Annotated in this window: 14 protein-coding genes; 10 read left to right on the top strand and 4 right to left on the bottom strand. The window is 48.7% G+C overall.

The features are described from left to right. The first annotated feature begins 41 nt into the window (after positions 1 to 41). The 7 genes from epd to N7386_RS17360 all read left to right on the top strand — a co-directional run bounded on the left by epd (position 42) and on the right by N7386_RS17360 (position 7,675). A complete protein-coding gene (gene epd / locus N7386_RS17390) occupies positions 42 to 1,058 on the top strand; it encodes an erythrose-4-phosphate dehydrogenase (protein WP_279769981.1) in 1,017 nt (338 codons plus the stop codon). A gap of 132 nt (positions 1,059 to 1,190) precedes the next feature. Further along, positions 1,191 to 2,366: a phosphoglycerate kinase gene (locus N7386_RS17385; protein ID WP_279769980.1), complete on the top strand. Its 1,176-nt coding sequence runs from the start codon at positions 1,191 to 1,193 to the stop codon at positions 2,364 to 2,366. A 199-nt stretch (positions 2,367 to 2,565) separates the two neighbouring features. Beyond that, positions 2,566 to 3,633 (top strand): class II fructose-bisphosphate aldolase, encoded by a 1,068-nt coding sequence (fba, locus tag N7386_RS17380; protein ID WP_011621571.1) that lies wholly within the window; start codon positions 2,566 to 2,568, stop codon positions 3,631 to 3,633. A 137-nt stretch (positions 3,634 to 3,770) separates the two neighbouring features. Next, the gene (locus tag N7386_RS17375; RefSeq protein WP_011718152.1) at positions 3,771 to 4,508 is read left to right on the top strand and encodes a DUF481 domain-containing protein; all 738 of its coding nucleotides are present in this window, start codon (positions 3,771 to 3,773) and stop codon (positions 4,506 to 4,508) included. Positions 4,509 to 4,748: 240 nt separating this feature from the next. Continuing rightward, entirely contained in the window at positions 4,749 to 6,218 is a 1,470-nt protein-coding gene (gene nhaD / locus N7386_RS17370) for a sodium:proton antiporter NhaD (protein ID WP_011718151.1), read from the top strand. 166 nt (positions 6,219 to 6,384) lie between these two features. Beyond that, entirely contained in the window at positions 6,385 to 7,134 is a 750-nt protein-coding gene (locus N7386_RS17365) for a helix-turn-helix domain-containing protein (protein WP_279769977.1), read from the top strand. Next, on the top strand, positions 7,127 to 7,675 hold the full coding sequence (locus N7386_RS17360; RefSeq protein WP_088210267.1) for a hypothetical protein: 549 nt from the start codon (positions 7,127 to 7,129) through the stop codon (positions 7,673 to 7,675). Before N7386_RS17365 ends, N7386_RS17360 begins: the two co-directional genes overlap by 8 nt. 68 nt (positions 7,676 to 7,743) lie before the next feature. Here the strand turns inward: N7386_RS17360 and N7386_RS17355 are convergent, their stop codons facing one another. Together N7386_RS17355 and N7386_RS17350 are read right to left on the bottom strand one after the other, a co-directional pair. After that, entirely contained in the window at positions 7,744 to 8,268 is a 525-nt protein-coding gene (locus N7386_RS17355) for a hypothetical protein (protein ID WP_279769975.1), read from the bottom strand. 10 nt (positions 8,269 to 8,278) lie between these two features. Next, on the bottom strand, positions 8,279 to 9,100 hold the full coding sequence (locus tag N7386_RS17350) for a cytochrome C (RefSeq protein ID WP_164717971.1): 822 nt from the start codon (positions 9,098 to 9,100) through the stop codon (positions 8,279 to 8,281). 444 nt (positions 9,101 to 9,544) lie between these two features. Here N7386_RS17350 and N7386_RS17345 point away from each other — a divergent pair, with 444 nt between their 5' ends. From N7386_RS17345 to N7386_RS17335, 3 genes are all read left to right on the top strand, one after another. Next, positions 9,545 to 10,288 carry a helix-turn-helix domain-containing protein gene (locus N7386_RS17345; RefSeq protein ID WP_011718146.1) on the top strand — a complete coding sequence of 248 codons (744 nt, stop codon included), beginning with the start codon at positions 9,545 to 9,547 and terminating at the stop codon, positions 10,286 to 10,288. Beyond that, positions 10,281 to 10,811 carry a hypothetical protein gene (locus N7386_RS17340; protein ID WP_011718145.1) on the top strand — a complete coding sequence of 177 codons (531 nt, stop codon included), beginning with the start codon at positions 10,281 to 10,283 and terminating at the stop codon, positions 10,809 to 10,811. The genes N7386_RS17345 and N7386_RS17340 overlap by 8 nt, the downstream gene beginning before the upstream one ends. Before the next feature lie 84 nt (positions 10,812 to 10,895). Beyond that, a complete protein-coding gene (locus N7386_RS17335) occupies positions 10,896 to 12,293 on the top strand; it encodes a hypothetical protein (protein WP_279769972.1) in 1,398 nt (465 codons plus the stop codon). Here the strand turns inward: N7386_RS17335 and N7386_RS17330 are convergent. Together N7386_RS17330 and N7386_RS17325 are read right to left on the bottom strand one after the other, a co-directional pair. Then, entirely contained in the window at positions 12,277 to 14,511 is a 2,235-nt protein-coding gene (locus N7386_RS17330; protein ID WP_279769971.1) for a PAS domain-containing protein, read from the bottom strand. The genes N7386_RS17335 and N7386_RS17330 overlap by 17 nt on opposite strands. 133 nt (positions 14,512 to 14,644) lie before the next feature. After that, entirely contained in the window at positions 14,645 to 15,349 is a 705-nt protein-coding gene (locus tag N7386_RS17325; RefSeq protein ID WP_279771056.1) for a TatD family nuclease-associated radical SAM protein, read from the bottom strand. Positions 15,350 to 15,419: the final 70 nt, after the last annotated feature.

Below are 15,419 nucleotides of genomic sequence, written 5' to 3'. Positions count from 1 at the left end.
TTTTGTATATGCAGTATTGTTAAGAGGAAATAAAGACCTCAATGATCCGAGTCGCAATCAATGGTTATGGTCGTATTGGCCGCTCAATCCTTCGCGCTTTATATGAGTCCGGAAAACGTCAGCAAATACAAATTGTCGCAATCAACGAGTTGGCTAAGCCCGAAGCCATCATTCATCTGACCCAGTACGACACTACCCACGGTCGGTTTCAGCCCAGAGTCAAATTAGTCGATGATCAGATGCTGATCGGCGATGACGTCATCAAAATTCTCCACGAACCGGATCCAGCTAAGTTACCTTGGCGCGAGATGGACATCGACATCATCTATGAAGCGACTGGCGCCATCTTAGATCGCAACAGTTGCGAGGCCCATATTCACGCAGGCGCCAAACAGGTCTTAATCAGTCACCCTTCTTCTGCCGATGTTGACGGCACTATCGTTTACGGTGTGAACCAAGACTTACTGCGTGCCGAGCATACTGTGGTTTCCAATGCTTCTTGTACGACCAACTGTATCGTGCCCGTCATCGATGTACTGGATAAACACTTTGGCGTGAAAAGCGGCGCGATTACGACTATCCATTCGGCGATGAACGATCAGCAAGTGATTGATGCCTATCATGATGACTTACGCCGCACCCGAGCTGCGGGTCAGTCAATCATCCCCGTCGACACTAAACTTGCCCGCGGTATCGAGCGGATTTTGCCGCATATGAAAGACAAGTTTGAGGCGATTTCGGTGCGCGTTCCCACGATCAACGTTACAGCTATCGATCTTTCGGTAACATTAGATAAAACAGTGGATATTGCCACCGTCAATCAAGTGTTAGAATTGGCCGCCAATGGACGATTTAACGGTATCTTAGGCTATACTGATGAGCCGCTCGTATCCTGTGATTTTAACCATGATCCGCGCTCAAGTATTGTCGATGGCACCCAAACTCGGGTGAGCGCAGGGCAGTTGGTTAAACTGTTGCTGTGGTGCGATAACGAGTGGGGCTTTGCAAATCGTATGCTAGATACCAGTTTGGCGATGATTGCAGCTAAACAAAGCTGAAGATAAGAATTTATACCAATGGGTTAAGCCTAGTGGCCAATTCGACGGGATGTCGAGTGCCGAGTAGCGACTAAGCTAACCGATTGATGCAAAAACCAGTTTGTTTTTTTGATTATAAAAGGAAGCGTTACCATGGCAATTATCAATATGTCAGATTTAGATCTCCAAGGTAAGCGAGTGCTTATTCGTGAAGATCTCAATGTGCCTGTCAGCAAAGGCGTCGTCACCAGTGATGCACGTCTGCGCGCCTCTCTTCCCACTATCGAATTAGCCCTTGCCAAAGGCGCGGCGGTAATGGTGATGTCTCACTTAGGTCGTCCAACCGAAGGTGAATACAACAGCGAATTCTCCATGCAACCTGTGGTCGATTACTTGGCCAAAGCTCTGTCTTGCCCAGTGCGCTTAGCGACCGACTATTTAGACGGCGTTGAAGTGGCGGTAGGCGAAGTGGTTGTGTTTGAAAACGTTCGCTTTAACAAAGGCGAGAAGAAAAACGACGAAGCCCTGTCAAAGAAAATGGCAGCCTTATGTGATGTGTATGTGATGGATGCCTTCGGTACCGCTCACCGCGCAGAAGCGTCAACCAATGGTGTTGGCTTACACGCTCCTATCGCCTGTGCAGGCCCATTATTAGCACAAGAATTAGAAGCGTTAGGCAAAGCCTTAGACAACCCAGCGCGCCCATTAGTGGCCATCGTTGGCGGTTCTAAAGTGTCGACTAAGCTGACCGTATTAGAAAGCTTATCTGGTATTGTGGACCAGTTAGTCGTTGGTGGCGGTATCGCCAACACCTTTATCGCTGCGGCGGGCCATAATGTAGGTAAGTCACTGTATGAGGCTGATTTAATCGATGAAGCTAAGCGCTTAGTGGCGAATGCCCAAAGCCGCGGTGGCGACATTCCAGTGCCTACCGATGTGGTTGTTGCGGGTGAGTTTAGCCCAACGGCCGCCGCGACCTTAAAAGCGGTCAATGAAGTGGGCGATAGCGACATGATTTTCGACATCGGCCCCGACAGCGCCGAAGCGTTAGCGAAAATCATCGAGTCTGCTGGCACTATCGTATGGAACGGCCCTGTGGGCGTGTTCGAATTCGACCAATTCGGTGAAGGCACTAAGCGTATCGCACAAGCTATCGCTGATTCTAAAGCCTTCTCTATCGCTGGCGGTGGTGACACCTTAGCGGCGGTCGACAAGTATGATATCGCCGATAAAGTCTCTTACATTTCTACTGGTGGCGGCGCTTTCCTTGAGTTTTTAGAAGGTAAAGAGTTACCGGCTGTAGCTATGCTAAAACAACGCGGTGCCTAACATTAAGTTAGGTATTGCGCCATCGCGGCAGGGCGCTGCGATGGCACTAAAACTTGATAAAAAAATTATAAAAAACCGCTCATTCTCTTAAGACGGCTAAGTTGTTCTTGAGTGATTGAGCATAAAAATCCATCCAAACGATAGCGACCTCGGTGACCTAACGTTGATGTGACAGTCACCCTATTATTGGAGTTAAAAAATGGCGTTAATTTCCCTACGACAACTACTCGATCACGCGGCAGAGCATGGATACGGTGTGCCAGCGTTCAACGTAAACAACCTTGAGCAAATGCGCGCCATCATGCAGGCCGCAGAAGCCACAGACAGCCCAGTTATCGTGCAAGCCTCTGCGGGTGCACGTAAATATGCGCGTCCACAATTCTTAAAATACCTGATGACGGCTGCTCTTGAGCAGTATCCAGATATCCCAGTCTGTATTCACCAAGACCATGGTACCGATCCTGATATCTGTCAGCGTTCTATCCAATTAGGTATGTCATCAGTCATGATGGACGGTTCATTAATGGCCGATGGTAAAACCCCAGCTTCTTACGAGTACAACGTTGATGTGACTCGTAGAACCGTTGCTTTCGCCCACGCTTGTGGTGTGTCTGTAGAGGGTGAAATCGGTTGTTTAGGCAGCTTAGAAACCGGTACTGCTGGTGAAGAAGACGGTGTGGGCGCAGAAGGCGTATTAAGCCACGACCAACTGCTGACCAGCCCAGAAGAAGCGGCACGCTTCGTTGCCGATACCCATGTTGACGCGCTGGCGATTGCAATTGGTACTAGCCACGGTGCATACAAGTTCAGCCGTAAACCAACGGGTGATGTACTGCGTATCGACCGCATCAAAGAAATCCATGCCCGCATTCCTAACACTCACTTAGTCATGCACGGTTCATCTTCAGTGCCACAGGAATGGTTACAGATCATCAACCAATACGGTGGTCAAATTCCTGAAACTTATGGCGTGCCATTAGAAGAAATCGTTGAAGGTATCAAACACGGCGTGCGTAAAGTGAACATCGACACCGATTTGCGCTTAGCGTCTACTGGTGCGGTACGTAAATACTTGGCCGAACACCCAAGCGAGTTCGACCCACGTAAGTTCCTGAAAGCCTCTATGGAAGCGATGGCAGACATCTGTACTGTTCGCTACGAAGCCTTCGGTTGTGCGGGTCAAGCTTCTAAGATTAAGCCTTTGTCTTTACAAGCAATGTACAAAGCTTATCAGTCAGGCGCATTAGATCCTAAGATCAACCTGTAAGCCTTAAAGCACTGTTAAAAGCCCGCTGATTAGCGGGCTTTTTTATGCAAAAAACCGTTGAATTTTCATTTTTTAATCGTAAATGTTAGTATTGCGCAGATTTTTTAGGGGATAAAACGCAACAGGAACGGATAAACATGAAGAAAGTACTGACCGCAGCGCTATTAATGACTGCGCCATTTATGGCTAATGCGGGAGCCGATTTTGTAAAAGGCGACAAGACATTCGCAGGTGAAGCCGAGTTAGGTGCAACCTTAACCACAGGTAACACCGATACCTCATCCTACAAGGGTCGCTTAAGCCTAAAACACGAACTAGGTGACTGGGAAAACCAATATCTTTTAGAAGGTTTGTACAAAGAAGATACAGGTGAAGTGACAGCTAAACGTTATTTAGCGGGCGCTCAAGGCAACTATAAGATGACAGATCGCAGCTATCTGTTTGCCAACGCTAACTATGAAGTCGACCCTTTTACCGGTTATGACTACACAGTTTCAGGCGCGGCGGGTTATGGTCACAGACTCTATGACACCAGCAAGACCTTCTTGGATGTAGAAATCGGTCCCGGTTACATCTATCAGCGCCTCGATTCAGAGCAAGCCCTGCTAGAAGGTACAGATTCGAATGACAGTGTGGTTGCCCACGGCGTGATCAACTTCGAAACTGAAATCACTGAAACCTCAAAATTCCAGCAACGTTTTGTGGCCGACTACGGCGATAAATTAGATGCGCGTTCAGAAACCTCGCTGACTGCCAATATTATTGGCGCCTTGGCGATGAAGTTTGCGATTATCGTGCGTTACAACAGCGAGCCGCTGGATGATAAAAAGAGCACTGATACCGAAACGAATATGACCTTGCTCTACTCGTTCTAATCAATGTGATTGATATCAATAAAAAAGCACCGAGAGGTGCTTTTTTATTGGCTGTTTTTGGACTAACTTGAAACAAAGTTAGTTAATTCTTTATTAGTTATGTCTGTAGTTATACAAAAATTAATGTTGTAGATGCCCTTGGTTATCGGGAAATGCATAGAAAGTTGCGTTTTGTCAAAATTTACAGAGCCCGAGCTATGGTAATTTTCGAACTAATTTCCCTTGCAGAGATCAACTTTGATGAAATTACAGCGGTGGTTTAAAAACAGTGGAGTGGTGCTCGCTAGCCTATTCTGCGTTGCAATATTGAGCGGATTCTCACCAGCAGTTTGGGCAATGACCGAAGGAACAGAACGGCTCGATTTAACCGCTGCATCAGTGGGGTATATTGCCGTATGCGTCTTCGTGCTCGCCTATATTTTGGTGATGGCCGAAGAGGCGCTGCACCTGCGTAAATCCAAACCCGTATTGGTCGCAGCCGGCATTATTTGGGGCATGATAGGTTTTGTGTATGTGCAAAATGGCATGTCGGAGGTTTCCGAGGCAGCCTTTAAGCACAATCTACTGGAATACGCCGAGTTATTACTCTTCCTATTAGTGGCGATGACTTATATCAACGCCATGGAGGAACGTAACTTATTCGATGCGATCCGCGGTTGGCTAGTCGGACGGGGATTTAGTCTGCGAACCGTGTTCTGGCTGACGGGGTTTATGGCGTTCTTTATCTCGCCAGTGGCCGATAACTTAACCACTGCATTATTGATGTGTGCCGTGGTGATGAAGGTCGGCGCGGGGCAGCGCAAATTTATTACGCTGGCGTGTATCAACATTGTGGTTGCGGCGAATGCGGGCGGTGCCTTTAGTCCCTTTGGTGATATCACCACCCTGATGGTGTGGCAAAAGGGCTTAGTGCACTTTGCTGACTTCTTCCATCTGTTTATTCCCGCCTTGGTCAACTTTGCCTTGCCTGCGGCGATTATGAGCGTGTTTATTCCACGTTATGTGCCAGAGCCAGAAAAAGAGCAGGTGTACACTAAACCCGGTGCTAAACGTATCGTGGCGTTATTCCTGCTGACCATTGCGACGGCAGTGTGTGCTCATTCCTTCTTCGGCATGCCACCTGTGCTTGGGATGATGACGGGTCTAGGCTTCCTGCAGTTCTTTGGTTATTACCTGCGTAAGACCTTCGATAAATCCGTTGCCCGTGAGCGTGCAAAGGCGGAATTACGTCAGGATAAACAACGACTACAACAACTTGGCAGCGTGGTGCCCTTCGATGTGTTTAGCCGGATCTCCCGCGCCGAATGGGATACCTTACTGTTCTTCTACGGTGTGGTGTTATGTGTGGGCGGCCTTGGCTTTATGGGGTATTTGAGCTTAGTGTCTGAGGCACTGTATTCCCATTGGGATGCAACCTATGCCAACGTGGCTATCGGTCTGTTGTCTTCCATTGTCGATAACATTCCAGTGATGTTCGCCGTGTTGACGATGAACCCAGAGATGGCACTCGGTCAATGGTTACTGGTGACCTTAACCGCGGGCGTTGGGGGCAGTTTGTTATCCATCGGCAGTGCGGCGGGGGTTGCCTTGATGGGACAGGCGAGGGGGATTTACACCTTCGGCGCCCATTTACGTTGGACACCTGTGATCGCGCTTGGCTATATTGCTAGCATTTTGGTACATATGTGGCTCAATGCAGCAATGTTCTAAAAACAAATGAAACACAATGTATCGTCGTTTGTTTTTAGCATTAAATGTTTTATTGATGTGTTTCACAGATTATTCATCTGACCATGTTAGGTGGCATTAAGATCACTGCGTTGTTTTAGCTCGAATTGTATACTCGGCCTCAAGTAAGATGATGAAAGAGGCCGAGATGCAAATAGGCGCTTGTTGGTTTAATGCACAGGAACAAGTGCTGGTTGATTCGGCTTCAGGACGCAGCTGGTTATTGAGTGCGGATGAATTTCAAATACTTTCTCTGCTGAGTGCACAGCGCGGCAAAGTCGTTTCGCGCTTGGAGTTACAGCAGGCGATTCGGCCGCAACTCAAATTATCTATGCGTGCCGATGACTTGCTCAATAGCACCATTCGTCGCTTAAGGTTATTTCTCGGTGACGATGCGGCGCATCTATTAGTTAATGTTGCTAATCAAGGTTTTATCCTTTACGCCACCCCTAGAAAACAATCCCGTACCGAGCTTAATTCGCCGCTTCTTAAACTAGGTATGCCGCAGTTTATGTTGCTGATGCTCTTGACCTTGGCAACCCTGTTTTGGGTTGGTTCTCGGATCTCCCACCCTACGAGCATCGCGCCCAATTATGCGACGCAATTGCCTATGCATAATGGTGATTTGTCAGAGATCCAATTCTATACGGGGCAGCCGACGGATCATTCGATGAAGCCATTAGTCGACCACTTTCTGGCACAGGTTTCGGCTTGTGCCGTTTTCCCTTGGCAATCCATCGCCGCCACAATCTCAACGGACCAAAAGTTTGTGAGTCTAGTGCTAAAAAATGAAGATGCCGATGGGCTGAGATTCGAGACCATCAAGATGATGTCCGAAGATTTTAATGCCGATGTGATTGATGAGTTATGGCTAAAAATGGTGGGGATTTGTGCTTAAATTTTCTGATTTAACGGCGAAAACCCATAGGTTTCGTTTATGGCATGTAGTTGGAATAATTGTCGTTTTATCCAGTATCGTGCTGGGCACTTACGCCATGAGCTTTAACAGTAAGCAACTCAATTTGAGTTGCCAAGCTAAGCTGTACCAATCGCCTTTTATGGCCGAATCTCTGCCTGCCTTTAGCCAAAGCTTAGCCCTCGATGTGGCGATAGAGGCTAATCACGCTAAGTTAAGTTATCGCTATGCACAGGATGGGCAAGACTTGGCTGCGCTGATTTACCGCGGCAAAGTCAGTGCCTTAGAGCCTGGCACTATGACTTATAAGCTGAATTTAGACCAAGCCAATTTAAAAATGGATCTACTGCAAACCGAAGTGCCCGATTTAATGCGTGCCGAGGTGCGAAAATCCCGTCAAGCCTTATTCGAGCAGGGCAGAATGAGTTTCGATATGCAGATTGTGGATATGGATACCTTAAATGATTTCGTGTTGATTAAGTTCTATCCCAGCGGGCATTTGTGGGCTTGTAGGAGTCATTAATGTCAGCAATAAAAAGGCATCCCATTGGATGCCTTTTTTGGGGGCGATGAAGGGGGTTTACTGTGTCGCTACTGAGGTGTCGCTTGAACTAATGTCAGTTCATTATTGGCCTTAGCACCATAGATCTGAATCGCGACCTTGATTTGGGACACGGCGCCGCTGGGGTCCTGTTGTTGCCAATCGAGACCCGCGATTTCGAACTGATATTGGCCATTCTTGACTTCGGTCAGTTGACCCGTACATTCTCCTTGGCTCTGGCAGCGATAACTTTGGGTCACATGCCAGCGTTTCCAAGCCTTAGGATTGGACGAGGCTTTATCCTTATTAGGGAAACCAAAGTAATAAATGTCATAGCTCTTGGCGGCGGTAATGGCCGCTTGGTTAGCATCGGTTAATGAGAACACTAAGCTGCCGGTGTTGGAGTCAAACTGTTCTACCGCCAGATTAATCTGAGTGGCCTCATCAATACTCACTGTGGTTTCGACCGGCGGCGGTGGCGGCGGAGGCGTGACCTCCTCGGATTTATCATCGTCACTACCACAGCCGACAAGGGCGAGTGTACCTAGGGTTAATGCGAGTAATGGGTATTTCATCACTGCCTCCTTAATTGAAGTGGCCAGTGTGGCACGTGGTGCATTCCATATCGGTTTTAACACTTGCCGCCGAACCTAAGGTGCTGGTGCTGCCGTGGCACACTTGGCAATCCTGCGCTTCCAGTGAGGGTTTACTGCCGGGGAGGGCGCCAATATTCTCGCCCTGATAGGCACGGTTTAGCAGTTCCACCAAGTAATAGGCCATAGAGGCCGATAGGCGATAGCAGCGCTCACCCTTCTTGGCGAAGGGCAGGCCAGAAGCCCGTGACCAGTTACTGATGGAGGAGTGGCACAGCACACTCATGGCTTTCGATGAACTGCCAACAAGGGCGGTTTTTTCCGCTGTTGAGCCGATACCTGCAACGAACTCAGGGGTCGATAGTGGCAAGGTGGTGTTTTCATAGTAGCGGAAGGTATTGGCGATAACCGCGCTATTCTGGCCGTTAATATCATCTAAGATGTTGACTAACATACCAATAGCGTTGAGGTTACCGCAAAGTGTGCCTTGGCCCGTGACGCCAGCAAAACCATAACCCGCGAGGGCGGTGGGAATGGTTTTAAATTTGTCGGCATCGGCACTATTAGATTGCGCTAGCATAGTGATAACCGAGTGAAACACTTGGTGCATACAGCCGCCACCTGTCTCGTAGGCAAGTTTTGCGGTTGCCATGGCATCGAGTGGCACATATTTGAGTTTTTCCCCGAGGGCTAATTGATATTGACCGTCGGCATTGGTCGCCGCAAATGCTGACGTACCCATTAAAGTTGCGCCCGCAGCCGCCGTGCTGATACCGATAATGCGAGTTAATGCTTGGCGTCGATTAATGCTCATCATGAATATCCTCTTTTATTAATTGCTTTTATTTATCAATCAGTAACCATTGGTTGATGGCATCATTCTAGAAACTACATCAATAAATAGTGTGATTTGCGGCCGGGGATATTTCGCTTTCTCAAATGGTTGGCGGTGGGCAAAGAACAATCGTTTTAGTCGATGCTTGCTAGGTGGTTTTGTGGTTCTGCTCGATTTCAATTTGCGGTAACGCACATTATTTGTGGCATTTATGTAAATTTACGCGGATTTATCACTAAGCTAGGGTGCTGCAAATGGTATTTATCGCTGTGAGCTGAAGCAGATTTTTGTTCTATGCTCATTTGCCTGCGGGGAAGCTCACGAAAATTAATTATTTAGCCCCTTGGGTTAACGGGATCACAGTAATCATTAGCAGGCTTGCATAGACTTAATTCGATGATTTTATAGGTTGGAGTTTGAATTATGCAGGTGGGGGGCTGTTGGTTTGACCGTGAGCGTGGCTTACTCGTCGAACAGGCTCGTGATGAATCTTGGCACCTTCCCCGTGCCGAGTTGCAAGTGTTGAGCCTGTTGGTTGAACATCAAGGCAAACTGGTCTCCAAGCATGAGCTGAAGACTGGCGATGGGGCGCATCCTCCTTTGACTGACACTTCGTTAGCGCGGGCGGTCTTTATGATCCGCTCCTTCCTCGGGCCCCAATATGAGGGGCTGATTGAAACCGTCAAGGGTCAAGGCTATCTGCTGCACTGTACCCAAGGGCAAAAGCTAAAAAGCTTGCGTTATCCTAGGCTGCAATCCTTACCTTGGTGGAGTGTGTTGCTGGTTTTTGGATTTATGCTCGCGATTTCAGGCTTTTATCTTAGCCGCATCGACCACAGCGTGCCGACGCAGCCTTTGCTCTCTACCGATTTGCCCTTAGCCTCGGGTCAACATATTCGGCTGCATTTGTATGCCAACTCGAAAACCAACAATACCCTATTGTTTGAGTTAGGCGATCGCTTAGGCCAAGGGTTGAGTCGCTGCGGCCATAGTGATTGGTCCGAAGTGTATTCCTCTCTCTCCCACGATAAACAGGTGCTCAACATTACTATGCGGGGTTATAAACTCGGACAATCGGTGATCCGCAACTTGAAGATCAGCGACTTCAGACGACCGAAGGAATTTATCGATGTGAACTGGCTACAGGAGGTTGGGATCTGTGGCTAAGTGGCTTAAGTGGACGATAAATCTGACTATACTCTCGGCGCTAATTGTCGCTTGCGGGGTGATTTACCTGCAATCTGTCTCCAATAAGGCGGTGATCTTAAATTGCAGCTCCGAACTCTTCGACCGCCATACGCAGCAAGTGGATGAGGGGAAATTCTACTTATTGGTCGATGTCTTAATCTCGGCGGGCAATGCGCAGATTAATTACCGTTACTTTAACCTCGATGGTTCAAGCGCGGGTGCGATTCTGATGCAGGGCGAGGTCAAGAGCATGGAGCTGAACCGCATGACCTACAATGTTTCAGTTAAAACCAAGACGGAATCCGAAGATATAGATAAAAAGTCTTGGCCCGAACATATGAAATACCTTTCCTACATCAGCAGCTTGCACTTTAGTGAATCTGGCAGACACAATCTCAGCATAGAGGTGCTCGATAGCGACACGAATCAAGACTATGCCGTTGTCTTATTCCAACCGAGTAACACGGTTTGTGGCTGTCGAATCGTCAATAGCCGAATTTAATCAGTGAATTTGCTGCGCTTTCGGTTTAGATTATATTTTCCATGGTGTTAATGCCGACTCTTCCATCTCAATCATAAGGTTGTTGTGTTTAAGATACGTGTCAAACAAGAAGAATCCCTGTCGATTAAGTTCAGCCATCAGATGGAAAAGGGCGATAATCGTCAGCTCGATCTCTATTTCTTTTTACCAAAGGAAATGGGCATAGGCGCGCACACCTTAAACGAAGAAGAGTATTATCACAGCGCGATTGTCGGACGCCGTTCCTACTACTCCGAAGGGCTGCACTTGCCTCTGGTGCAAGGGCGTTTCGCTAGTATGAACCGCCGCACCGTAGAAGAATTCCGACTGTACTTAAACCTGTTTGCCTACCAGTTTGCCGTCGCGGTTGAAAACGATGTCAAAGAACTCAATCGCATCGCCGATGTGGAGCACTTCTATCTGGCGCTCGATGAGCTGTGCGAGCAAGTGACGCAGCTGCTGAAAAAGTTTCGCCGTAATGAGCCGGGCGATCCTAAATGGAAATCCTATTTCGAGAACGCCGATAACTATCTTTCCTGGTTCTGCGAGCAGCAACTGCTAAAAGTGCTCGCCCATGCTACCCGCACCAGCGATTTTGCCGACATTCAAGAACGAGTCTTGACCCTGTGCCGCACCGAATGCGCTTATCGCGATGCCAACAACTATAACTCGGCACAGACCAAGCAAGACCCCAACCGAATTTCGAATAAGATGCTGTTATTGCAGCGCTTAATTCAGCAAGGTGTGGTACTCAAAGAAGAGTTAAAACCCTTAGGCATAGGCCTTAAAAAGTTTACGACTGGGCTGGCGACCGCATTGGTGATGTTGGTGGTATCGGCGCTGATCATAGAAGCGCAGGGCGTCTTTAGCGGCTTTACCATAGCATTGGTGCTGACGCTGGCAGTGATTTACGGTTTTCGTGAAATCTTTAAGGACGATGTGCGTAATGCCCTTTGGCGCTTTATTCAGCGTGGTCGGCCGCGTTGGAGCCGTATCTTAAGGGATACAACCAGTCAGTCGGTGATCGCTAAGCAATTAGTCTGGCTCGAATTTATGCGACAGCAGGATTTGCCAGAGAAGGTTAACGAAATCCTAAAACAACGGCACAGCCAGAATAAGGTCGATGCCGAAGTCCTGCATTATAAGATTGCCACTCGGGTAAATCATGGCGAGTTTCAGGCGGGCTACTCGACCATACAAGAGCAAGTGAACTTCAGTTTTGTGCCCTTTGCCCGCTACTTAGAGCGGGGCAAGGCCAAGATTTATAAGGAACTTGAGGGCAAGATCAGCCATGAGTCGGTCGAGCGTCGCTACCAAGTGAATCTGATTTTAGTGCTGCGGGACGGCCGCGAAGAGCCTGAATACGCGCGCTACAAAATCACCATGAACCGCTCGGCTATTATCGAGATCACCCAAAGTAAGTTACCCGATTCTTTTAATCCGCCCGCTAAGGCTGACGAGTAAAGGCTTGGCCGATATTCTGATCGTTATTCTGCTTCGCCCGTTTGAGCGCCACCTCGGCATTGCTGAGGTATTGCTCTAGGCTTTGTCCTTCCTGATAGCTGGCAATCCCAATGCTAATCCCTTCACCTAAGCCATTGCTGTTGAGCTTTTCTATGGTATTTAGGGCGAAGTGATGCGCCGCCGTGGCATCGGTATCTGGCAGTAACAACAACAGTTTACCGAGTTGCCAGTGAAGGATTTGGTAATGGGTAGGGATCTCGAGCAAGAGCTGCACTTCCACTTCCTGCTGACGCGTCTCGAGTTGGTCGATATCACTCATATGGCTGAGTAAACCCTCGGGGTTGATATCCATCACTAGCAGGCTTGAGTGGTTGCGGCTTTGGGGGGAAAGCGATGCAAAATAGCGTTCTAAATCGGTGAGATGCTGCAAAATGGTGCTGCGGTGCGGCACAAAGCTGCGCGGCTCGGCGCCCCTTAGGCTATCGGCGGCTTGCTCTAAGGTACAGATGATGTAATCAATCTCACCGTCGGCGGCCACATGACCCTTTAAGGTGGCCTGTAAACAATTGGAATGGCGCAGATTGGGTGAGCAGAGGATTTGCCCTTGCCATTGGCCTTGCATGCTGATCTGAGCGGTGATCCGCTGCCACTGGTTACCCAGATCGTTGGCGAGCAGTGAGGCTAAATCATGATTCAAATCGCCATTAAGCTGCATCAGTTGATCGAATACTGGATTGATTTTTATCAGCTTACCATTGGCGTCCGTCAGCGCTGTGGCCACAGTCGTATCGCAGAGTAAGTCGCTTAAGAAGGCTTGATTCTGGCAATCGATCATGGCGCTAATATCTTCAAGGGAGACTAACAGATGCGGTAAGCCGCGCCCCAATCTCGGCGCTTGGCGTACGCACACGCTAAGTCTTGAGCCCTTATCATTGTCTAGCGACAGCTTGCCTTGCCACTCACCTTGTCTATGCACTTGGTCGAGCATTTGCGCGTGGGTCAGGTCGTCGAGATTCAGCGCGCGCTGCAGGCTGCGGTCAGTGAGCTCATCCTGCGGCACTTGAGTCGCCTCGGCCGCCTTAGGGTTAGCACTGATAATTCGTGCCTGCTCATTGGCGAGGATAAAGCCGATATCATTGTTAAATAATGCATTAGCCACATCGATACTGTATTGGCGCGAGCGATACTGCAGGCGGTACATATGGCTGAGTAAGATCACCCAAGCGGCCAGTAAGGTCAGGATTAGCGCGGCGACGATGACGATGTTCTGCCATTGGGAAAACTTAGAGGCGATATCATCGTTACGAATATAAGAGAGTAAAAAGTACTCGCGGCGCAGTTCTGGCTGGTTAGTTAACTCGACTTTGAGGTACACGAAGGTGGCATCTTCGCCATGGAACTGGCCAAAGTTGCTCATCGACATTTCCCGCCACAGCGCCGGATAACTCTGGCGTAAACTGGCCCCTAAGGTATCGGGAATATGGGTTAAGGGCGCGAGTTCACTTACACCGGCATAGAGCAACCCTTGGGTATCTAACACTAGCATCGGTGATTTATTGCTTGAAAATGCAGGCTTTATCGCTTCTAGCATCTGCACAATCGAGTTGTAGGTAATCAAATAACCCATGGAGCTTTGATCGGGTTTCTCAAGCCAAGTCATTTGATACATATAGGGTTCGAGCATGCCATTGAGGGGCACAAACTCTAAGGGTGAGGTAAAGACTTCTTTGCCACCTAAGTTGCGGCTTGAGCCTAACAGGGCGGCAGGTAGCGCGTCCTGACTGAAGTTTGAAGGTGTCGCAAACTTATAATTACCTTGGGGATCGAACAGGGCAATCCCGAGGAGTTCGGGAATATGCTGTACTAGCTCCTGCCAACTTGCCTGTAATTTCTGTTGAGACGAGGCCGTTGGATTTTTGAGGTACTGCTTGAGTAATTCGTCTTTGGCAAATAGCTGAGTGCGAAATTGCTGGAAGGCGACCTTATCTGTGATCAGCGTGCCTATGGTTTGTAGTTCGCTATATCTTTGGGTTGCCCATTCTTCCTGTAACCGACGTTCACCTAAGGTAATGATTAAGTTGGTTAAAATAATCATACCTATCACCAGCATTGATAACTGGCTCGCGACAGCCAACAGGCGTTGGTGAGACCAATGCAGCCCTTGGGTCAATGAAAGTAATGGCGCGAGTGGGTGTAGGTTAGGGTTCTTTTTCAGCATGGGCCGATTTAGGGTTGATTAACTGTTAATTAGGCTATGTTAACACGAATGAAATGTTACGACAGTGGCAAGTTGCTCGGCGACTCTGTTATCCCGAGCAATGCATCAACCCCAAGGCGACTGAGCGAAAAAGTTAGCCGAGTGCGCCTAACACTCTGTGCTTAAACTCGCAGCCCGAGGCGAGCACTTGTTCGCGGCAAAGATCGATGTCGACCCCTTCTAATCCCTCAATCGCCGAGACTTGTACCCGCTCGATATAATGGGGTGCGAGGGCGATAAAGGCATTCACGGCGGCGTAGGAACCTGCCAGTTTTGGGCGGCAATGTTGGTTATAGGCGGCTTCATTGTCGGCGTTGAGGGAAATGGATAATCCATCCACGCACTCCGCTAACTCGGGCAGAATGTTGCGTCTGTGAACTAGGTTGCCTAAGCCATCGGTATTGACCCGCACGCGGCCGCCACGGCGTTTGATTTCTTTAGCAACGGCCAGCAGGGTCGGCAGATTCATCGTTGGTTCACCGTACCCGCAGAACACGTATTCCTCAAAGTCTTCCACCTCGCCTAACAGCGGGATAATTTCCTCCGGCTTGGGCTGGTGGGTCAATGCCAATTGATACTCGTGAATTTGTTTACTGCCATTGTGTTTAGGACAGAAGGCACACCGCAGGGTGCAGCGACCCGTGATATTCAGATAACGACTCCTGCGAATATCATAGACTAAGGTTTCACTGGCGCAGGTTTCATTTGTGCACACTTCCGCCGTGGTGTTGCCATTGGCTAAGGTTTCAGTGGCTTTAATGGGGGCGGGATGGATTGGGGCAGAATGTGAGTTTGGCATCCGATCTGTTTTCATACTATCGACTTTATTGGCATCTTGGCGGTCACTTAGGTTGAGTGTAACGAATGCG

It is taken from the genome of Shewanella sp. GD04112 (genome assembly GCF_029835735.1).
GTDB lineage: Bacteria > Pseudomonadota > Gammaproteobacteria > Enterobacterales > Shewanellaceae > Shewanella.
Note: the sequence above shows the minus strand (reverse complement) of the source record. Positions and strands in the feature narration are given on the sequence as shown.

Coding starts and splice junctions, on each gene's coding strand:
- epd (WP_279769981.1), top strand. CDS start 42: ATGATCCGAGTCGCAATCAATGGTTATGGTCGTATTGGCCGCTCAATC.
- N7386_RS17385 (WP_279769980.1), top strand. CDS start 1,191: ATGGCAATTATCAATATGTCAGATTTAGATCTCCAAGGTAAGCGAGTG.
- fba (WP_011621571.1), top strand. CDS start 2,566: ATGGCGTTAATTTCCCTACGACAACTACTCGATCACGCGGCAGAGCAT.
- N7386_RS17375 (WP_011718152.1), top strand. CDS start 3,771: ATGAAGAAAGTACTGACCGCAGCGCTATTAATGACTGCGCCATTTATG.
- nhaD (WP_011718151.1), top strand. CDS start 4,749: ATGAAATTACAGCGGTGGTTTAAAAACAGTGGAGTGGTGCTCGCTAGC.
- N7386_RS17365 (WP_279769977.1), top strand. CDS start 6,385: ATGCAAATAGGCGCTTGTTGGTTTAATGCACAGGAACAAGTGCTGGTT.
- N7386_RS17355 (WP_279769975.1), bottom strand. CDS start 8,268: ATGAAATACCCATTACTCGCATTAACCCTAGGTACACTCGCCCTTGTC.
- N7386_RS17350 (WP_164717971.1), bottom strand. CDS start 9,100: ATGAGCATTAATCGACGCCAAGCATTAACTCGCATTATCGGTATCAGC.
- N7386_RS17345 (WP_011718146.1), top strand. CDS start 9,545: ATGCAGGTGGGGGGCTGTTGGTTTGACCGTGAGCGTGGCTTACTCGTC.
- N7386_RS17330 (WP_279769971.1), bottom strand. CDS start 14,511: ATGCTGAAAAAGAACCCTAACCTACACCCACTCGCGCCATTACTTTCA.
- N7386_RS17325 (WP_279771056.1), bottom strand. CDS start 15,349: ATGCCAAACTCACATTCTGCCCCAATCCATCCCGCCCCCATTAAAGCC.